The 20,703-nt window shown below is 59.2% G+C and carries 15 protein-coding genes; 9 read left to right on the plus strand and 6 right to left on the minus strand.

Annotation, left to right across the window (positions count from 1 at the left end; genetic code table 11):
- Positions 1-47: 47 nt before the first annotated feature.
- The 3 genes from AD668_RS11850 to AD668_RS11860 form a co-directional block, all read right to left on the minus strand.
- Positions 48-4,862: a dermonecrotic toxin domain-containing protein gene (locus AD668_RS11850; protein WP_156322332.1), complete on the minus strand. Its 4,815-nt coding sequence runs from the start codon at positions 4,860-4,862 to the stop codon at positions 48-50.
- Positions 4,863-4,988: 126 nt separating this feature from the next.
- Positions 4,989-5,705, minus strand: a complete 717-nt coding sequence (locus AD668_RS11855) for a FadR/GntR family transcriptional regulator (RefSeq protein WP_053158827.1) — start codon at positions 5,703-5,705, stop codon at positions 4,989-4,991.
- A gap of 322 nt (positions 5,706-6,027) precedes the next feature.
- Positions 6,028-7,764, minus strand: a complete 1,737-nt coding sequence (locus tag AD668_RS11860) for an IlvD/Edd family dehydratase (protein WP_053158830.1) — start codon at positions 7,762-7,764, stop codon at positions 6,028-6,030.
- 193 nt (positions 7,765-7,957) lie between these two features.
- Between AD668_RS11860 and AD668_RS11865 the strand changes: the two genes are divergently transcribed.
- The 9 genes from AD668_RS11865 to AD668_RS11900 all read left to right on the plus strand — a co-directional run bounded on the left by AD668_RS11865 (position 7,958) and on the right by AD668_RS11900 (position 14,886).
- The gene (locus AD668_RS11865; protein WP_053158833.1) at positions 7,958-9,280 is read left to right on the plus strand and encodes an MFS transporter; all 1,323 of its coding nucleotides are present in this window, start codon (positions 7,958-7,960) and stop codon (positions 9,278-9,280) included.
- A gap of 159 nt (positions 9,281-9,439) precedes the next feature.
- On the plus strand, positions 9,440-10,432 hold the full coding sequence (gene araD1, locus AD668_RS11870) for an AraD1 family protein (protein ID WP_053158836.1): 993 nt from the start codon (positions 9,440-9,442) through the stop codon (positions 10,430-10,432).
- Between the two features lie 10 nt (positions 10,433-10,442).
- The gene (locus AD668_RS11875; protein ID WP_053158839.1) at positions 10,443-12,023 is read left to right on the plus strand and encodes an aldehyde dehydrogenase (NADP(+)); all 1,581 of its coding nucleotides are present in this window, start codon (positions 10,443-10,445) and stop codon (positions 12,021-12,023) included.
- A gap of 150 nt (positions 12,024-12,173) precedes the next feature.
- Positions 12,174-12,473: a DUF5629 family protein gene (locus tag AD668_RS11880; RefSeq protein WP_053158842.1), complete on the plus strand. Its 300-nt coding sequence runs from the start codon at positions 12,174-12,176 to the stop codon at positions 12,471-12,473.
- The gene (locus AD668_RS11885) at positions 12,466-13,635 is read left to right on the plus strand and encodes a lactonase family protein (protein WP_053159841.1); all 1,170 of its coding nucleotides are present in this window, start codon (positions 12,466-12,468) and stop codon (positions 13,633-13,635) included. Before AD668_RS11880 ends, AD668_RS11885 begins: the two co-directional genes overlap by 8 nt.
- Positions 13,636-13,791: 156 nt before the next feature.
- A complete protein-coding gene (locus tag AD668_RS11890) occupies positions 13,792-13,971 on the plus strand; it encodes a hypothetical protein (RefSeq protein ID WP_053158845.1) in 180 nt (59 codons plus the stop codon).
- Between the two features lie 126 nt (positions 13,972-14,097).
- Entirely contained in the window at positions 14,098-14,304 is a 207-nt protein-coding gene (locus AD668_RS29480) for a hypothetical protein (protein ID WP_156322333.1), read from the plus strand.
- A gap of 115 nt (positions 14,305-14,419) precedes the next feature.
- Positions 14,420-14,632 carry a hypothetical protein gene (locus AD668_RS11895; protein ID WP_053159843.1) on the plus strand — a complete coding sequence of 71 codons (213 nt, stop codon included), beginning with the start codon at positions 14,420-14,422 and terminating at the stop codon, positions 14,630-14,632.
- Entirely contained in the window at positions 14,629-14,886 is a 258-nt protein-coding gene (locus tag AD668_RS11900) for a hypothetical protein (RefSeq protein WP_053158848.1), read from the plus strand. The genes AD668_RS11895 and AD668_RS11900 overlap by 4 nt, the downstream gene beginning before the upstream one ends.
- 166 nt (positions 14,887-15,052) lie before the next feature.
- Here AD668_RS11900 and AD668_RS11905 read toward each other — a convergent pair whose 3' ends face one another.
- The 3 genes from AD668_RS11905 to AD668_RS11915 are packed head-to-tail and all read right to left on the minus strand — an operon-like array spanning position 15,053 to position 20,528.
- Positions 15,053-15,649, minus strand: coding sequence for a glutathione S-transferase (locus tag AD668_RS11905; RefSeq protein ID WP_053158851.1), 597 nt, complete (start codon positions 15,647-15,649; stop codon positions 15,053-15,055).
- A complete protein-coding gene (locus tag AD668_RS11910; protein ID WP_053158856.1) occupies positions 15,646-19,287 on the minus strand; it encodes an AAA family ATPase in 3,642 nt (1,213 codons plus the stop codon). Before AD668_RS11910 ends, AD668_RS11905 begins: the two co-directional genes overlap by 4 nt.
- Entirely contained in the window at positions 19,284-20,528 is a 1,245-nt protein-coding gene (locus AD668_RS11915; RefSeq protein ID WP_053158859.1) for an exonuclease SbcCD subunit D C-terminal domain-containing protein, read from the minus strand. Before AD668_RS11915 ends, AD668_RS11910 begins: the two co-directional genes overlap by 4 nt.
- Between the last annotated feature and the right edge of the window lie 175 nt (positions 20,529-20,703).

A 20,703-nucleotide genomic window follows, 5' to 3' on the forward strand; every position in this document is an offset into this window, starting at 1 on the left:
TGGATTGAAAAAACCGCAGCCTGAGCTGCGGTTTTTTTATGCATGAATCAAAGGTTCAGAAACAGCCTTTCGTCCAATGGCGGTTCAATGATGGATTTTCTCAGGTTGACGACAGTGGTGTTGTCGGCGGCGGCTTGCCTCAACAGATCCTTGTAGGTCTGAAAGCGTTGGGCTGGAATCTTGAGGTGGGCGAAACTGTAGGACGCATGCGGCGTATCAAGGCTTGGGTAGTGAAAGTGTGCAAACCACAGGACGTTTGGACTGTTCTTTTCCCGGATCGCGTATTCGGTAAGGTAATCGCCGGTCGCAAGCTTTTTCAGGCGGGTAACCTCGCTGATATCCACGAAGCCATAGCGCCAGAGAAAATCAACCTTTTGTACCTGAGGTCTCTGTTTTTTATAACCCTCGGCGCAATACTGACGGCCGATCCTGGTAACTTCGCTGGCTTCTTCTTGTAACGTCTTGGCCAGCACCGCAGCATCGTCACCGACGAGCGCCTCAGCCTCTTTGCTCAACGCCTCAAGTTTTTCGGCGTGATGGGCCAGCATATCGTCCCAGTCCCTGGGCTCAATGATTTCGAGGCGGGCAGGATCATTCATTTTCTTTTGCTGGAACTGGATGGAAAGTTCGATTTGCGCCTGCCTGGCTTTTAATGCCGAGCTTTCTTTCCTTACCGTCGTCAGCGATCGAGGGGGCCGCGGTGTAACGGCTTCTGGAGTCGAGGCTGTAAGCTGCTCTACGTAAACTTTTTCTGTCGGGTGTTTATGAAACCTGGCAACCACCTGACCACTCACCGGATCGCGGACTTCAATGCGTTCATCTGCCTCGCCTTCCGTGGCAGGTAAAAGGTCGCCAACAAGCGTGCCTTTGTTCCGGGTTTTGAAAACCCGCTTGGTCAAGGAGTGCTCACGTTGTGGTTTTGACACTGTCGTTTGCGCGGGAACATCCGTCTCGGAGCGGACGATTTCTGCCAATTCTGCCTCGGCATTACCGATGACTTCCGTGATACGAGAAATGAAGCGTTGCTGATAGTCTGCTCGCTCAGGACTCAACTTCATTTCGAGCATGTCATGGCAGGCGCTGAGTGAACGTTTGTAGCGGTCAATGATTGTCGAGAGAGCCTGCGCTCGCTCATCTGCAGTAAATCCTGCGGTCACCCGCAAGTTCATGTGGGACACCGTTATGGCATCCCGAAGATCGGAGACTTCCAGGTCAAACAGATATTGTTCGTAATCATTCATTGCATGGCTATGATCGAAGGTCAGCGTTTTCAATACCGCCAGGCTGTCGATCAGTGCGTTCGTCCTGTCGTTAAGCTGTGGCCGGACCAGAGTGTTTTTCAGAGCCTGACGTGCTTCTCGTCCAAGCCTGAACTGGTCCAGTTCGTTGTAAATGCGATCCAGTCTTCCAGCCAGGTCGATATTCTGTTCTTTAATCTGAAGCTTTTTCTGAAACAACTCGATCATTTCCCGGTAACCCGTTGGATTGCCTTCTCGAAGTTCGGCCTTCTGCCGCAAAAACAGTTTTTTGACAGGTTCGCCCTGTGAGGTCACCGAAGGCTTTTCTGCTTCCAGTCCAAACGCCATCGCAAGAATGTAGCCGGTCGCGAGGCCGGTGAGCAGTTCGGTTTGCCGTTGCGCATGGTCGACGGAAGGTTCCAATGCCTGGCTTCTTCGGCTCATATTCAAGAGCTCGCCACAGGTCAGTTCCAGTTGCTCGTTTATCCGCACCAGCAGTTCCGACTGGATAGCGCCGGTTCGATTGAGATCGGCATACAACCGGACAGCATTTGTGTACTGCAGATTCGTAGCCGCATGCGCTGGGCCTTCGGCTTGATCGAGTGCTGCCCACGCCGCCTGCAGACTGCGAGTGGCAGTCTCCAGTTGATTCACTGTTTCACCCAAGCTGGTCCGGGTCCGGGAAGACTGGGTTATTTGACGTTCTAGTTGTAGTTCCAGTGCTGGCTTGTTGAGGTTGATTTCTTCCAGCTGCTGGCGAATTTCAGCCAGCTTGGCCTGACGTCTATTTTTGGGACCTCCCCCCCTCAGTTTCAGTCCACGATCCAGTCGCCAGTGTCCTTGCCCATCGCAGCTGAGTTTAAAGCCGGGATGGTCAGGTCGGACCGGGTCGATCAGATACACCTCGCCAAAGCCGGGCACGATACTGACCTTGAACAGCAGCCCGCCGGTGCTTGCGTGCCAGATACCGTCGATTTGATACAGACCTTTGAACGGACCGCTTGCTTGCGCAGGTGGCAGATTCTCGGGCCACGGGACATGAAAGCTGAGCAGCTCATTCATCAGCTTCTGGGTCGACTTCGCACTGGCGGTGGAGGTGATGAAGTCCAGCGGTGTGCGGTCACTTCCTACCGGTTCTCCTGTCAAGGCGATGGTTTCGGGTCTGATTTGAACAGTTTCGGGTTTATGCGGATTAAGTTCAGAGCGCCAAGACGCCAGTGAGGGTTCGGTTTTGTCAGGCGCGGGTCGCCGCAACGGGGGCTGAGCAGGCTCTGTGGTCGGCGCAAGGTGAAGTAGCACCATTGCGGTATTGAGTAATAAATCGATCAGAGCGAGTTCCCTGACTTTCGGATCATCGCTACCCAGTCCGGAGAGATCTTTTTCCAGGCTGTCGATCAAGACGAGCATCCAGCCGACCAACATCAGCGGTCCGCGGGCCAGTGGCAGTAGCAGCGTGTTGAAAAGCAGGCCGGCACCTTCGAAAAAAACCTTCCAGCGACTTTCCGCATTCGATACCGAGTCTCGATCGGCCAGATTGACGAGGGCCCGAGCGTTGCTACCGTAGAGTTCACTGAGGATCGTTGCTCCCGACAGTGCCTGGAACAATTCGTCGGCCCCTTCATCTCCTGCAAGACACGCCGGTGCAGGTTTTTGCGGCAGGTTGAATTCATCACCGAGGTGAAAGTGGTTGATATGCGGTTCGTTGAAGCCGTTATTGGCATAAATACTTCTGGCGCGGTCCGGCAGCCAGGCAAGGATGCTGTCTTGCAGTTCCCCGGATTGGGCAATGGCTTCGAACAGCACCTCGCGGGTCGGGAACTCGAGAAGCGCGATGGCATATTGAGGGCGATAAAGAATGCAAGGGCCGGTATTCAGGTCCTTGGGCTCGATCAGGAACATGTCTTCGACAGTGTCCGGATCGGCCCCCGGCTTACGGTGAAAGGCCAAGGGGCGAAGGACAATCTCCTGCTCGTCGAATGTGCGGTCTGCCGTTGTATCGCCCACCAGGGCAGCGACGTATCGATGTCCCTTTTCAGTGAATCCGGACTGCTTGCGGATCTTTTGTTCAAGCGCCAGCATGGGTAACTGCACCCGAAGTTGACGGGAGTACATCTTTTCCCGCCGGCGGGCATCATCGGAATCAGAGAGCAGCAGATCCTTGATTTTCTCCGGATAGACCTTGCCGATATCAACCCGTTGAATCAATCCCTGACTGCCCAGCAAATAAGATTCGTCGAGCCATGCAGGCAAGGGCAGCCCCTGTTTGTGGCTCACGGTCATGCGTCCACCAGGTTTGCCCGCCAGGTTCTTCAATGCCAGGTCAGTCAGCGACAGGCGCACATGCTCGATAATGCCTGCGCCACCTGGATAGCCGGCAGCGACAGCGAACACCAGTTCGAGATCGTCAGGATCAAAGTTGGCCTGCTGGCCATGATCGATCTGCATTTGTGATCGCAAGGCTTTACGGCTGAAGGTGCGGATATCGTCCAGCTCTTCGTTCGGCGCAACGCTTTCGCCTTGCATAGCGACTTCAGCCAGATCCAGCAAATACTGGCGATAGGCCAAACGATCGCTCGGGGAGGTCTGTTGCAGCCAGCCCGGTAGTTGCATGTATACAGGAGTCAGTGGGGCTTCATCTGCCAGCGGTGTCTGTATGAACAGGATCGACGGGTCTGTGAGGGTTTGCGTGCGTTCGACCAGATCCAGTAGACCATTGGCGGAACTGGCTTGAAATGTCTCCAGCTCACCAAGCTGTCCGTTGAGGATGAGACCGGCCTGCACCTCGAAAAGACTGTCGTCAGGCTCGTAGCGTTTCCAGCCAATGTGATCGACCTGATACTGCTGCCGTAATACCCGGCCCCAGGCATCGTTGAAGGCTTGCATTGAATTGAATACCTCGACCCTCCCATCGACGTGGCAAAGCAGCACGTTGTTTTGCTGTTGCAACAGAATTTCAGGTCCCTGTCGGCGTATTTCCTGTTCCTCTTTAGTGAAGGTTGTTTCGAGAAACCAGGCGTCAACGGAACGGCCAGGCCTGGCATTTCGCTCCTGACGATCGGGCGTATTGGCCACCTGCAGCAACGCTTGCCGTTGCGCCTCGTTCAGGTTCGATGGACGAAGGCCCGCCGTTTTCAACTGGCCCTTCAGAACCTCACTTAACCATTGGCAGTGGCTGACGCCGTTTTCATCGGTCTGGTTCCAGTAATCCACCAGCGCCTGTTGATAGTCGATGTACAAGGTGAGGGGAAGGTCGGCAAGGATACGGGCTACCACCTGCATATCCAGGTAAGGCGCAGTGCGAGTGTTCAGGCGCTTCGACCCGTTCAGCGTCAAATAGAAGGGCAGTGGGTCACGGGGGCTGAAGTCCAGAGGGGCGGGGGCCAGCAGATGCTCGATGGCAACTTCAATCAGCAACTTGAGTGTCCAGCCACCTGAGGCGTGTGGGCTGGCAAGTTTGACCGCCATCGGGTCGAAGTCCAGGGTGGGGTAGTGTTCCTTCAGTCTGGCGAGCAAAGTATTTGCCACCACGGACGTTATGGTTGGACGCTGTGAAAATCGTTCCTGAACCGCACGGGCTGGAAGCTGGCTGGGTGCAAAGGGTGACAGAGTGTTCGGGTTGGGCATGGCGACGTCCTTTTCTTTTCGAATAATCAGTCCCCTTCCTGGAGACTGATCCACGGGCCGAATCCTTCGGCCTTACAGGAATCGCATTCTCTCATCAGTGGCGTGCCAGCCACTGATGGCAAGTCTTTACTCGGTGTGTCCGAGCACCACATTCAATGCGTTGCGAGCGTCGTCGAGCTGAACGAGCGTGGCATGTCGCGCGCCGAGGGCATCGCGGTTCTCGATAGCGGTCAGGATCGCCTTGTGCCGGGGCAGCGCCAGCTCATGCAGATTCGGCCTCTGATTGGAGTGCTTCAAGGCTTCGGCGATGGCCACCGAAAGCATGTTGCACAGGTTCGCCAACAGATCGTTGTGGGTTGCATCGGCGATGCGGCTGTGGAAATCGAGGTCCGGTTGCAACAGAGCTTCGGGCGTTGGAGCAGCTTCCATGCGTTGGTAGGCTTCACCGATGGATGCGATGTCCGCATCGGTCGCGAATTGCGCGGCCAGGGCCGCAGCGGCCGGCTCGATGATGCTGCGCACACTGGTCAGCAAATCGAAAAACTCGTTCTGCGGGCTGCTTTGCATCAACCAGTGCAAAACGTCCGGGTCCAGCATGTGCCAGTCCTTGCGCGGCTTGACCACCGTGCCGACTCGGGGGCGGGAGTACACCAGGCCCTTGGCGACCAGTACCCGGGTGGCTTCGCGCAAAACCGGCCGGCTGACCGCATATTCTTCGCACAACAGCGCTTCGGCGGGGAGTTTGTCGTCCGGCAGGAAACGTCCCGAGACGATCTGCATGCCCAGTTCCTGGACAATGCGCGAATGCATGCTTTTGCGGTCGGAGGGTTTGCGATAATCCATGGGGAGCGCTGCGGTCCTGGGCGATGGGGTGTCGCGCATGATAGCAGGCGCGGCGCAATCTTGAGGCAGATGGAAAGCAAATGTGTACAAGCGAGCCTGCTCGCGAATGCGACGTTTCAGCCAACATAAATGCTGAATGTACGACCGCTTTCGCGAGCAGGCCCCCACAGGGGATCTCTGCTGAACACAAAATTTGTGCATGACAGAAATTCAAAACTGTAGGAGCAAGCTTGCTTGCGATGACAGCGTGTCAGCCGCCATCAATATCGACTGATCCGCCGCCATCGCGAGCAGGCTCGCTCCTACAGGGGGACAGGCAGCGTTAGTGAGAATGACGCGGCACTTCAGCTCCGCGGCAACCGACCAGGAAATCGAAGTCGCAACCCTGGTCCGCCTGCAACACATGGTCGATGTACAGCTGACGATATCCACCCACCAGCAATTGCTGCGGCGGTTGCAGGTCGGCCATGCGCGCAGCCAGTTCTGCATCCGGGATGTCCAGGTGCAGGCGACCGCTGGCGCAATCGAGTTCGATCCAGTCACCTTCCTTCACAGTCGCCAACGGTCCACCCGCTGCGGCTTCAGGCGCCACATGCAAGACCACGGTGCCATAGGCGGTACCGCTCATGCGCGCATCGGAAATACGCACCATGTCGGTCACACCCTGGGCCAGCAGCTTGGCAGGCAAGCCCATATTGCCGACTTCGGCCATGCCCGGATAACCCTTTGGCCCGCAGTTTTTCATGACCAGAATGGAGTTGGCGTCCACGTCCAGTTCCGGATCGTTGATGCGCGCCTTGTACATGTCGAAATTCTCGAACACCACGGCGCGCCCGCGATGCTGCATCAGTTCCGGTGTGGCAGCGGAAGGCTTGAGCACTGCACCCAGTGGCGCCAGGTTACCGCGCAATACACAAATTCCGCCGTCGGCGCGGATCGGGTTGTCGAGGGTACGAATCACTTCGTCTTCGCCATAGATCGGCGCGTCCCTGGTGTTTTCGCCGATCGATCTTCCGTTGACGGTCAGGGCATTCGGGTTCGGGATCAGATTGGCCTCACCGAGTCGACGCAGTACCGCAGGCAATCCGCCGGCGTAGTAGAACTCTTCCATCAGGAAACGCCCGGACGGTTGCAGGTCGACGATGGTCGGCATGCCGCGCCCGATGCGGGTCCAGTCGTCCAGGTTCAGTTCTACGCCAATACGTCCGGCAATGGCCTTCAAATGGATCACCGCGTTGGTCGAGCCACCGATGGCGGCGTTGACGCGAATAGCGTTTTCGAAGGCTTCCCTGGTCAGAATCTTCGACAGTTTCAAATCTTCGCGAACCATCTCCACCGCACGCATGCCCGACATGTGCGCCAACACATAACGGCGCGCATCGACGGCCGGGATCGCCGCATTGTGGGGCAGGGAAGTGCCCAATGCTTCAGCCATGCAGGCCATGGTTGAGGCAGTGCCCATGGTGTTGCAGGTGCCGGCCGAGCGGGACATGCCACCTTCGGCCGCAAGGAAATCGTCGATGGTGATGGTGCCGGCCTTGACCTGCTCGCTGAGTTGCCAGACCACGGTACCGGAACCGATGTCCTTGCCTTTGTGCTTGCCGTTTAGCATCGGCCCGCCGGTGACGACGATGGCCGGGACGTCGCAACTGGCAGCGCCCATCAATAGGGCGGGAGTGGTTTTGTCACAACCGGTCAGCAGCACCACCCCATCAATCGGATTACCGCGAATGGCTTCTTCGACATCCATGCTCGCCAGGTTGCGGGTGAGCATGGCGGTGGGGCGCAGGTTGGACTCGCCATTGGAGAACACCGGAAATTCCACCGGGAAACCACCGGCCTCGATCACGCCGCGTTTGACGTGCTCGGCAATCTGGCGGAAATGCGCGTTGCACGGGGTCAGTTCCGACCAGGTGTTGCAGATGCCGATGATCGGCTTGCCATGGAACTGATGGTCGGCGATGCCCTGATTCTTCATCCAGCTGCGGTACATGAAGCCGTTCTTGTCGGCGGTGCCAAACCATTGGGCGGAGCGCAGGGTGGGTTTCTTATCAGACATGATCGATTCTCTTATTGTATGACTATATTGTTCTATCTGAGCGATAACATAAGCTCAAATTCGACTATTTGGAAGTGTTGTTGGATAAATAGTATTACTATATAGTCGTTTTCAGTGGAGGGATGACCCTGGCGATTTTCCGTGAGAGGCGTCCCCCGAGGTTCTATAAAAACAACAATCGGAGACCGATCTCATGAGCCAGGAACTGCGGCTTATTCGTCGCATCACGCGCAAACTGATTCCCTTTCTTGTCCTGCTGTACCTGATCGCCTACGTGGATCGCTCTGCTGTGGGCTTCGCCAAGTTGCACATGGGTGCCGACATCGGCCTTGGTGATGCGGCCTACGGTTTGGGTGCCGGGCTGTTCTTCATTGGCTACTTCCTGCTGGAGATTCCGAGCAATCTGATGCTCGACCGTTTCGGCGCACGGCGCTGGTTTGCGCGGATCATGGTCACCTGGGGCGCCATCACCATCGGCATGGCGTTCGTACAGGGGCCGAACAGCTTCTATCTGATGCGTTTTTTGCTCGGCGCCGCCGAAGCCGGGTTCTTTCCGGGCGTTTTGTACTACATCACCCAATGGTTCCCGGTGCGCCATCGCGGCAAGATCCTCGGGCTGTTCATCCTTTCCCAACCCATTGCCATGATGATCACTGGCCCTGTGTCCGGCGGTCTGCTGGGCATGGACGGCGTGCTCGGGCTGCACGGCTGGCAATGGCTGTTCATCGTCATCGGCACGCCAGCGATCCTGCTGACCTGGCCTGTGCTGCGCTGGCTGCCTGACGGCCCGCAACAGGTGAAGTGGATGGACCAGGCCGAGAAGGACTGGCTGTGCGGTGAACTGAAAAAGGACCTCGAAGCCTACGGTCAGACCCGTCACGGCAATCCGCTGCACGCCCTGAAGGACAAACGCGTGTTGCTGCTGGCGCTGTTCTATCTGCCGGTGACTTTGAGCATCTATGGCCTTGGTTTGTGGTTGCCGACGTTGATCAAACAGTTCGGTGGCAGCGATCTGGTGACCGGGTTCGTCTCCTCGGTGCCGTACATCTTCGGGATCATCGGCCTGCTGATCATTCCGCGCAGCTCCGACCGATTGAATGACCGGTACGGCCATCTGGCGGTGCTCTATGTGTCAGGCGCCATCGGCCTGTTCCTCAGTGCCTGGCTGTCGGTGCCGGTGCTGCAACTGGCGGCGCTGTGCCTGGTGGCGTTTGCGTTGTTTTCCTGCACCGCGGTGTTCTGGACCTTGCCGGGTCGATTCTTCGCTGGTGCCAGTGCGGCGGCGGGGATTGCCTTGATCAACTCGGTGGGCAACCTCGGCGGCTACATCGGCCCGTTCGTGATCGGCGCACTCAAGGAGTACACCGGCAACCTGGCGTCAGGGCTGTATTTCCTGTCCTGCGTGATGGTGTTCGGGCTGCTGCTGACGGGCGTGGTTTACCGGTTGCTGGAGCGCAAGCACGTATTACCGGCGGAGGAGTTTGCCGCCAGTGCGCGGGGTGCGACTCGTACCTGACTCGAAATAAGCATTACCACCGACCCTGTGGGAGCGGGCTTGCCCGCGATGACGGAGGCACATTCACCATTGATGTGCCAGACAGACTGCTATCGCGGGCAAGCCCGCTCCCACAGGGATCTGCGATTGTTTTCGAAATTTGCACTCGGGAGAAATTTCATGCGTTTGGTTCAATTCGAATTGAGTCACGGCGAGCGCCGTGTAGGCGTGGTCGAGGAAGGTCTGGTGCGTGAAGTGCAGGGCGCGCGTACGGTTCGCGATCTGGCGCTGGCGGCGATCGAGGCGGGCGTTGGTCTGGAACAACAAGTGGGGGACATGGGCCTGGGCGTCAGTCATGACTATGCCGAGCTGCTCACGCAACTGCGTATTCTGCCGCCACTGGACCACCCGGACCCGGCGCACATGCTGGTCAGCGGCACCGGCTTGACCCACCTGGGCAGTGCCTCGGCCCGGGACAAGATGCACCAGCAGGCCGGTGACGAAACTGCGATGACCGACACCATGCGCATCTTCAAGTGGGGCGTGGAGGGCGGCAAGCCGGCAGCGAATCAGCCTGGCGTGCAACCGGAATGGTTCTATAAAGGCGACGGCAGCATCGTCGTTCGTCCAGGCCAGCCATTCCCGCTGCCACCGTTTGCCGAAGACGCCGGTGAAGAGCCGGAAATCAGCGGCCTGTACGTGATCGGTCACGACGGCAAGCCGTATCGTCTGGGTTTTGCCGTGGGCAACGAGTTTTCCGATCACGTGATGGAGCGCAAAAACTACCTGTATCTGGCTCACTCGAAACTGCGCAGTTGTAGCTATGGTCCGGAGCTGCGGGTCGGCGAACTGCCTCAACATCTGGCCGGCACCAGCCGCATTCTGCGCGGCGGTGAGGTGCTGTGGCAGAACGAGTTTCTCAGCGGTGAGGCGAACATGTGCCACAGCCTGGCCAACCTTGAATTTCATCATTTCAAATACAGCCAGTTCCTGCGCCCGGGGGATGTGCACATTCACTTCTTTGGCACCGCAACCCTGTCGTTCGCCGATGGCGTACGCACGCAGCCGGGTGATGTGTTCGAGATCAGCCAGGCGGAGTTCGGCGCGCCGTTGATCAATGGCATTGCACCGGTTGCAGCAGCATTTGAACCCGGCACCGTCGGCACACTTTGAGGAGATTGGCATGACCCTGATTCTTGGCCACAACTACATCGGCGGACAGCGCAGCGCTGCCGGCAGTCTCACGATGCAAAGCGTCGATGCCGAAACCGGTGATGCATTGCCTCATGATTTCTTCCAGGCCACACCGGAGGAAGTCGACGCCGCCGCCAAGGCTGCCGCTGCCGCGTACCCGGCTTATCGCAGCTTGAGTGCCGAGCGTCGTGCGCAGTTTCTGGACGCGATTGGCGCTGAACTGGATGCCTTGGGGGATGATTTCGTGACACTGGTCTGTCGTGAAACAGCGTTGCCGGCGGCGCGGATCATCGGTGAGCGTGGACGCACCAGCGGCCAAATGCGCCTGTTTGCCAATGTGCTGCGGCGTGGCGATTTCTACGGTGCGCGCATCGACCAGGCATTGCCTGAGCGCCAACCGATGCCGCGTCCAGACCTGCGCCAGTACCGCATCGGCGTTGGGCCGGTGGCAGTGTTTGGCGCCAGCAATTTTCCCCTGGCGTTTTCAACGGCCGGTGGCGACACGGCTTCGGCGCTGGCCGCCGGTTGCCCGGTCGTGTTCAAGGCCCACAGTGGGCACATGGCAACCGCCGAATGGGTTGCGGACGCGATCATTCGTGCGGCGCAGAAAACCGGCATGCCGGCGGGTGTGTTCAACATGATCTACGGCGGCGGGGTGGGTGAAGCGCTGGTCAAGCATCCGGCGATTCAGGCGGTGGGTTTTACCGGTTCGCTAAAAGGTGGCCGCGCCTTGTGCGACATGGCGGCTGCGCGCCCTCAACCGATTCCGGTGTTCGCCGAGATGTCGAGCATCAACCCGGTGATCGTGCTCCCGCAAGCATTGCAAGAGCGCACCGAAACCATCGCCCGAGGGCTGACCGGTTCAGTGGTTCAGGGATGTGGTCAGTTCTGTACCAATCCGGGTCTGGTGATCGGCATTCGCTCACCGCAGTTCAGTGCTTTCCTGCAATTGGTAACGGACATGATGGCTGATCAGCCGGCGCAAACCATGCTCAATGCCGGGACACTCGGCAGCTATGGCAAGGGCCTGCAAAAGCTGCTTGATCATCCGGGTATCGAGCACCTGTCAGGCAATACGCAACAGGGACGACAGGCGCAGCCACAACTTTTCAAAGCCGATGTGAGCTTGCTGATCAACAGTGATGAAGTGCTGCAGGAAGAAGTGTTCGGCCCGACAACGGTGGTGGTTGAAGTAGCGGATCAAGCGCAACTGGTTGCGGCGTTGAATGGCTTGCACGGGCAACTGACGGCTACCGTAATTGGCGAGCCGGCAGACTTTGAACAATTCGCTGAACTGACGCCGCTGCTGGAACAGAAAGTCGGACGCATCTTGCTCAACGGCTATCCGACCGGCGTGGAAGTGTGTGATTCGATGGTGCATGGCGGCCCGTATCCGGCGACCTCGGATGCACGGGGCACGTCGGTGGGAACATTGGCCATCGATCGCTTCCTGCGCCCGGTATGCTTCCAGAACTACCCCGACAGTTTGCTCCCGGATGTGCTGAAGAACGCCAATCCGCTGCGCATTCAACGATTGGTGGATGGCAAGCCGTCGCGTGAGGCTTTGTAACAACCCGCGCCCTCCGTAGGAGCTGCTGCAGGCTGCGATCTTGTTCTTGAAAAACAACCTCAAAAGATCGCAGCCTGCGGCAGTTGCTACAAGGGAAGGGGTGGTCCAATGAGCTATCATTGCGTCTTTCCCATTCAAAGATTGACTGCCATGACTTCCCCAACCGACACCCTGCTCAACGTCCTCGAACACTGCGATATGGTGGAAATCGACGGCTTGCACGCTTTCGAATTCTCCCTTGATGAGTTCGACAACCTGCATATCGAATGCATGGATGGCCGTGCGGCCAAACACTGGGAGTTCACGCCGGCGCAGATCCAGGCGGCGACCTTCGATCCAACCCTGCAAAGCTGGCTGATCACAGGTGATTCCGGGGAGCATCGGTTGGTGTGCATGACCGCATTTCGCGGTGACAACGATGACGGCGAAGCCGTGAATGAAGATGCGTAATCTCTGGCCGCTGTTGATGGCCGGCAGCATTGGCGCCATGGGCGTGCAAACGGCGATGGCCGAAAATGTCGAATTGCTCGTGGGGTCTTACACCGCAGGCCAGAGCCAGGGGATATACCGTTTGGCGTTCGACAGCGCCACCGGGCAAATCAACCCGAAGCCGCTGCAGGTGATCAACAGCGAAAACCCGTCGTGGTTGACCCTGTCCAAGGATCAGCGATACCTGTTCGTGGTCAACGAAAACGGTCCGGGTCAAACCGATCCGGTAGGGCGTGTCAGCAGTTTTGCCATCGACCCCAAGAGCCATGAACTGAGCCTGATCAACCAAGTGCAAAGCCTGGGCAACGAGCCGACCCATTCGAGTCTCAGCGCCGATAGCAGGCATTTGTTCGTCAGCAACTACTCGGTGTCCGAAGACCCGGGCGGTACGCTGGCGGTGTTGCCGGTGACGGCTGACGGCAAGCTCCAACCGGTGGTGCAGATGAGCAGCCACCCGTCCAGTCGGGTCAATGCCGAGCGGCAGATGTCGGCGCATGTGCACTCCACGGTGTCATCGCCGGAGGGCAAGTACGTGTTTTCCAATGACCTGGGCGCCGACAAGGTCTTTGTTTACCGCTTCGACGCCAAGGCCAACCCTGAGCTGCCTCTGACTCCGGGCACCCCGGCGTTCGTGCAATTGCCGCCCGGCAGTGGGCCGCGTCATCTGTTGTTCAGCGCCGATGGCAAGCACGCCTGGCTGACCATGGAAATGAGCGCGCAGGTCGCCGTATTCGATTACCGCGATGGCAAGCTTGAGCAGACGCAGATGGTCGACCTGGCTGCCGGCCAACCGGTTTCAGACAAGGCAGCGGCGGCGCTACACGCCTCGGCTGATGGCAAGTTCCTCTATGTCAGCAACCGTGGCACGGCCAATCAGTTGCTGGTGTTTGCCGTCGACCCGGCAACCGGGCATCTCAAGGAGCTACAACGCAGGGCAGTCGAGGGCGATCATCCTCGGGAGTTCAGCCTCGATCCGAGCGGCAAGTTCCTGCTGATCGCCAACCAAAAGAGCAACCAGATTGTCGTCGTTGAGCGCGATGCCAAGACCGGGCTACTGGGTAAAACCGTGCAAAAACTGCCAATGGATGCGCCGAGCGATCTCGAGTTCATCCTGCGTCAATAGACCGCAGGCCCCGGCTGGCGGGGCCTGCATCCTTTTATCAATCACGCTGATATGTGGTAATGCTACAAAGCATTTCAAGGCGTCGACCCTCGAAGGTTAAGTTTGCTTCACGGCCCCACCGGGCAAGCAAGCCAACTGAATCCGAGGAATACCGCGATGAACTTCAACCTCTTCTCCGTCATAGCCGCCTCCGCCATCTCTGCCACCGTTGCACTGCCAGCCAGTGCCAATGTTGAAATCAGCGACAAAAAATCCCATACCCAGAGCTACACCCAGAAATACCTGGAACAGAGCGCCAACTTCTACGCTGCGCTGGATCACAAGACCCACGCCTGAAATTCCCTTCCTGCACCCTTTATGCAGGAGCGAACTCACTGGTTGATCGACGGCTGAACAGTCGATAACGATCAGAGTGATGTCGCTCCTGCATAACGCATTTGCGACAGTGTCAGGTGGCCATCAATGTATCGCTTGATATCACAAAGCCATGCGCCTAAATTTGACGCCGGTTTTTCGACTTCCTCTTCAGCAAGGATCGACGACATGGCGATGCGTCTGGCATTGGTTTTCCTGTTTCTTTATTCCACCCCTATTCTTTCCTCTATCGAGCCTGTATCCGGTGAACCTGAAGCGGCACGCGAACGCTTGATGAGCTTTATCGAAGACTGAAACAGTCTGGCTCAATGATCAACGCAGTTGATGGTCACTATGGATATCCCTGAGTGGTGACCTGCACGGTTTTGATCGATTCTGTGGGCATTGAAACATGCCTGCGGAGAACATCATGGCCAGCGCAATTCTCACTTCTGCCAAACACGGCGCGTACGTAGCGATCGGTCTTTACCTGGCGATGGTGCTGGTAGTCAGCCTGTCGATCCAGTCTCGAGACACCGCCGACGCTCCGATTGAAGTGGCTCATCCCGGCATTCAGTTTGAACACCTCTCACAAGATGCAACGGCGAATCAGCCGGAACTCGCGGGAGTCGTCGGAGCATGAAAGGGCGCAGACTCTGGGTCGTTGCCTTTCTGGCGTTCTTGACCAACGGCGCCTCTTTGCTAGGCATCGGGCAAGGATCGGCAGGGTCGGTTGCGCGAGCCATCGAAGCCAACCACAACATTGCACGCAGTATCGAAAACGCCATGGCGCCGGGGATGCTGGCCGGCAATCCGCCGATCAGAAACGAAGGTGTGGCGTTCGGGCCATTCCAGGTCGATTGCTCGGCGATCGGGATGTGCGGGGTGTTGGCTTAAACCTTGCTGCAAAGGGGGGCTTTTGTGGCGAGGGAGCTTGCTCCCGTTCGGCTGCGCAGCAGTCGTCAACCGGTTGATGTGGTTTACCTGAAAATTGAGTGCAAAGGATTTGAGGCCGCTCCGCAGCCCAGCGGGAGCAAGCTCCCTCGCCACAGGGTCGGTGTTCTTATTTGCGCATCACACCGGTAAACAAGTCCGACTCCAGAAACCGCTGCAACCAGTCCTGCAAGCGCCGATACGGCGTCTGCGCGAACCAGTCACGGTCGACGTGGGCGAACTGGCGCACGAACGGCATCAACGCCACATCGGCCAGGCTTGGATGGCTGGCCAGCAAGTAGCCGCGTCCCTCCAGCAATTCATCCAGTCTTTGCAAAAACACCTCGCCCTCGCCGCGATAAACCTCCATCGGCTGCTCGGGATAACGCTCGGCGTACTTGTAGCGATTCAAGTGCACCTTGAACACCTGATCGTTCTGTTCGATCAAAGGGGCGATTTGCACCGCTGCGCCAGGATCATCCTTGAGCAACCAGTCCTGCGGATCGTTCTGTGCCAGGGCCCAGCGCATGATGTCGAGGCTTTCGTCGATCACCCGGCCATCGGCGCTGAGCACCGGCACCGTGCCTTTGCCCGACAGCGCGAGCATTTCGGCGGGCTTGGCCTTCAGGCTGACTTCGACAATGTCCACGGCCACTCCCGAGTAGCGCAGGGCCATGCGTGCCCGCATGGCATAGGGGCAGCGGCGAAAGGAATACAGCGTGTTCATTTCACCTCCAGGGTGCTCAGGCCGTTGCCCTGGCGTTGGACCTGAATCTGCACCGGAATCCGTTCATGCATTTCCTGTACGTGGGAAATCACCGCGACCTTGCGGCCTTGGGCCTGCAAGCCGTCGAGGGCGTCCATGGCCAGTTGCAGGGATTCCGGATCGAGGCTGCCGAAACCTTCGTCGATGAACAACGATTCGATCTTCAAGGTGCTCGACGCCATCGACGCGAGCCCGAGCGCCAGTGCCAGCGACACCAGGAACGTTTCGCCCCCCGACAGCGAATGCACCGAGCGCAGTTCGTCGCCCATTTCGGTGTCCATCACCAGCAGGCCCAACATGCTGCCGCCGCGCTTTAGGCGATAGCGGCGCACCAGTTGCCGCAGTTGAACGTTGGCGTGGTGCACCAGCAAGTCGAGGTTGTAAGCTTGGGCGATCTTGCGGAAGGTGTCGCCGGTGGCGGAGCCGATCAATGCATTGAGACGTGCCCAGCGCTGGTACTCGCTGTAGGCATCGGCAATTTGCTGCGCCAGGGCTTGATTGGCGTTCTGTCGGCGCTGGTCTTCGGCCTGCTCGGCGCGCAGCTCGGCGCAGTGTTGCTCGCTGGTGGCGGCGAGGTTTTGCAGGTCGATCAGCGCACTGGCCAACTGCTCGGCGTCAAGGTTGCCGTTGTGTTGCGCCTGATGATCGAGCAGGCGTTTGTCGCGCTCCTGCACCAGGACGCCGGCCTGTTCGATGGCTTTTTCGCTGTGCTGCAAGCGCTGGCGCAGTTCGCTGACCTGGGTATCGTCGACGCGCAGCAGGTCTTCGAGGCCGCCGTCATCCAGCTCGGGATGACGGGCACGCCAGTCGCCGATCTTGCCGGTGAGTTCACGTTCTTCGCCTTCCAGTGCGTGCAAGCGCTCCTGCTGGGCCTTGAGCTCGGCGGCGAGTTGCACTGATTGCGTAAGGACGCTTTGCAGCGCCTGCGCGGTGCTGGCTTCGGCGCTGCGCGCCTGTTCCACGGCCTGTTCCAGTTGCTGCTGCCAATGCTCGGCGCTGCTGTGTTCGCCGAGTAATTGCCCGAGCGTATGCTGGCTCGCCTGTTGCTGCTCGGCCAGCCCGCTGAACTGCTGTTCGGCGGCCTGCAATTGCTGCACACGGCTGTGCTGGCGGTCCTGTTCTTTCTCCAGGTTTTGCTGACGTTGTTGCTGCTCGGCCAGTTCTTCCTTTTGTTGCTCGAGTTGCGCCAGGCGCTCGGCGATCTGCCGGTCGAGTTGCATGAAGGTCGCGGCCGGCTCGACGCGCAGCGCTTGCAGGGTTTCTGCCGGGAGCAGGTTGGCGAATGCGCTGAGTTCTTCGTCCAGGCGCTGGCGGTCGTTGCCCAGCTCGCGCTGTTGATTGCTCAGGTGCTGGGCCGCTTGCTGGTGCGCGGTTTCGGCATGGCGCAGTTGCTGGGTCAGGCGTGCGGCATCCTGTTGCAGGGTGAGCAGTGCACTCTGCCGTTGCTCGTCCTGGCTGATGCTCTGGTTGAGCTGAGTGTTTTGCTGGATGAGCCAGGCGTCGCGTTTGGCGGCATCCTGATTCAGCAGTTGGGTCGCCAGCGGATGCGCTTCCAGGCTCGGGGCGAGGGCTTGCTGCTGGTTCGCCAGTTGCTCCTGCTGTTGCAGCAGTTCCTTTTGCTGGGCGATCAACCCACCGACTTCGGCGCGCAAGTCAGTGAGTTTTTCCTTGAGCAGGTCGACGGCTTTCTGCGCGTTGGCCTGTTCGCTTTCATCAAAACGGCCGAGACTTTGCAGCAGCGCCTCCGGCTGATGATACGGATGTTCGTTGCTGCCGCAGACCGGGCAAGGCTGATCGTCCTGCAACTGCGCACGCAGCTCTTCGACACTGGCACTGCGCGCCAGACGCTGACGTTCCAGCAGGTCGCGAGTGACGTTGAGGGTCTGTTCGGCAACGCTCAGATCAGCCTTGGCCTTGACCCCGTCCTGAGTCAGGCGCTCACGTTCCTGTTGCGCGGTGAGCTGGCGTTGTTGCAGCTCGGCGCTGCGCTTGTCCAGCTCCTGCTGGCTGGCCCACAGGCGCGCAAGGTCTTCGACGGCGCGCAGTTGCTTGCGGTTGTCCTGCAACAGGCTGCCCAGGATGCCGATCTGCTCGGCGACGGCATCCGGTTCGGCGCCGGCCTCCTTGAACAGCACCTCCAGTTGTTGCTTCTGTGCAGTGAGCGCTTGTTCGGTGCTCGCGGCGTTTTGTTCGAGGCTGGCCAGTTCGGTCTGGCCCTGATTCAACCGGTTGCCGATCAGCATCAACTGTTGCAGGCGATCACGGTAGGCATTCCAGGCATCGCTCAGTGGAGCCAGATGCGTACTTTGTTCGAGCCCGGTGGCGATGCGCTGCAAGTCCCCGGCGCCACGGGCTTGCTGATCGAGCAAGGTCTGAATCGTGCCCTGGCCCTGGGTGCAGGCTTGTTGCGCCTGTTGCCTGGCTTCGGCGCTGAGGGCGGCATCCTTGGCCAGACGGGCGAGGGTGCTTCGCGCTTCGAAGGCCTGACGCAGCGATGGGGCGCTGTCGGTTTGCCGTTGTTGGGTTTCGCTCAAGGCAATCCGGGCGCTGCCGAGCTGTTGCTCAAGCTGTGTCTGGTGCTCGCCGAGTTCGCCATGTTGCTGCGTGTGCAAGGCAATTTGCGCCGCCAAGGGTGTCAGCAGCGCATCGACCTCGGCTTTACGGGCGAACTGGTGCCTTTGTGGGGCCAGTTGTTCGAGGCGGGTGAACCTCAAGCGCTCGCTGGCCAGGGCTTCCCAGTGGGTCTGCGCCGATTGCAGTTGTTCGCTGGCGGCCAGATGTTCGTCCTGCAAGCGACGCAGGTCCTTGAGCCAGGTGTCCTGCAGTTCAAGCTGTTTGAGCTGCGCCTGTTGGGTCTTGAGTTGTTGCTGCGCCTCGCTGAAACGCTGATCCAGTGCGGCGCGGGCTTCAGGTGACAGCGGTGTAACACCGCTGGCCTGATCCTGCAGCAGCTTGTGCGCCTCGCGAGCCTCCTTGGTCTTGTCGAAGGCGCGACGACCGAGGCGGGTGTAGAGCGCCGTGTCGGTGAGTTTTTCCAGCAGTTCGCTGCGGTCGTTGTCATCGGCCTTGAGGAATGCGCTGAACTCGCTTTGTGCCAACATCACCGCGCGGGTGAACTGTTCGAAATTCAGCCCCAGCGCGGCTTCGAGCTGAGTCTTGTATTCGCCTTTCTGGCTGGCGAGCAATTGATCCTGATCGATGTCACGCAAGCTCTGGCGGCTGGCCTGCAGCTTGCCGGCGGCCTTGTCCCGGGCGCGATTGGCTTCCCAGCGGGCGCGGTAGCGGCGACCGTCGACACCGACGAAATCCACTTCCGCATAGCCTTCACCCGTGCCGCGACGCAGCAGGGTACGCGGGTCGCCGGTAGCGATTTCGCCGTCGGCGTCCGGCACCTTGGCGTCGCGGCCGGTGTTGTTCAGGCGTGGTACGGCGCCAAACAGCGCCAGGCACAGGGCATCGAGCAAGGTGCTTTTGCCGGCGCCGGTGGGCCCGGTGATGGCGAACAGTCCGGCACTGGCCAGGGGTTCAGCGGTGAAGTCGATTTCAAACGGCCCGGCCAGCGAGGCGAGGTTTTTCAGGCGGATCGCGAGGATTTTCATGGTTGTTCGCTCTCCATCTGCACGTCTTGCAACAGCTCGGCAAAGTCCTTGAGGGTCTGTTCGTCGACCTCGCTGCCGTAGTTGTCCTGCCAGGCGCGGCTGAACAGTTCCTGAGGCGTGAGCTGGTCCAGTTCGATCAGCGTGCTGCCTTCGTCGGCACCGTCACGGCCGCCGTTGCCGGCGTACTCGGCGGCGATGCGCACCAGGCGTACGGCTTTACCTTGCAGGGCGGTTTCCACTTGATTGCGCAGGTCGGGCTGCGGCTCGTCGAGGCGCACCCGCACCTCCAGCCATGGCTGGCGCTGGATGTCGGCCAACAGGTCGATGTTCGGCAGGTCCGCCAGTTGCAGCAGGATCTCGCTCAATGGCGCCGGGCCGATGCGTTGCAGGTTGACCGCGCGGGGAATCAGTTTCGGCTCGACGCTGACCAGGGTGTCGCCGTCGAGTGTGACGTGAAGAATCTGATGCTGATAAGCGATCTCGGAGAACGACAACGGAATGGGCGAACCGCAGTAGCGAATGCGTTCTTCGCCGTTGACCTTCTGTGGCTTGTGCAAGTGACCGAGGGCAACGTAGCTGATACTCGGCCCGAACAGGCTGGCGGGCAGGGCCTCGGCGTTGCCGATGATCAGGCTGCGCTCGGAGTCTTCCGACACCGAGCCGCCGGCCATGTGCGCATGGCTGATGGCGATCAGCGCCTGACCCTTTTGGCGTTTGGTGTTGGCGGCTTCGATCAGCCACTCATGCACCTGGCCGATGCCGCGCAAATAATTGTCGCCCAGATTCGCGCCAGTGACTTCGGCGGGCCGCAGAAACGGCAACGCCAGGCACCAGCCGGTAATTTCCCCGCTGGCATCTGGCAAGGGCAACAACAGGCGTTCGGCATCCAGTTGACCATCGTCGAGCCACAACACTCGGCCCAACGCGTGAGTCCGCAAGCGGCGCATCAACGGCGCGGGCAGTTCGATGCGCGAACCGGAGTCGTGGTTGCCGGCAATCATCACGATGGTCAGCAACGGCTGTTGCTCGTGGGCGCTGACAATGAAGTCGTAGAGGCGTTCCTGGGCTTTGACCGGCGGATTGACCGTGTCGAAGATATCGCCGGCGATCAGCAGCACATCGGGCTGATCGAGCTTCAGTTGACGCAGCAGCCAGTCAAGAAAACAGCCGTGTTCGAAATCGCGATCCTGGCCGTGCAGGTTCTGCCCGAGGTGCCAGTCGGAGGTGTGAAACAAGCGCAAGGCGAACTCCGCTACAAAATAGGTGATGGCCGCGTGGAAAATGAAGGCGGCGAAAGGGGGGAGAGTTTACTGGCAAATACCTGACAGGTGGCTTTTGTGGCGAGGGGGATTGCCCCCGTTGGGTCGCGAAGCGACCCCCTGAGTTCCTTCAGACATAGAGAGTTGCCTGTATTTA

Origin of the sequence: Pseudomonas sp. P1.8, from assembly GCF_001269805.1 — a bacterium.
Taxonomy (GTDB): Bacteria; Pseudomonadota; Gammaproteobacteria; order Pseudomonadales; family Pseudomonadaceae; genus Aquipseudomonas.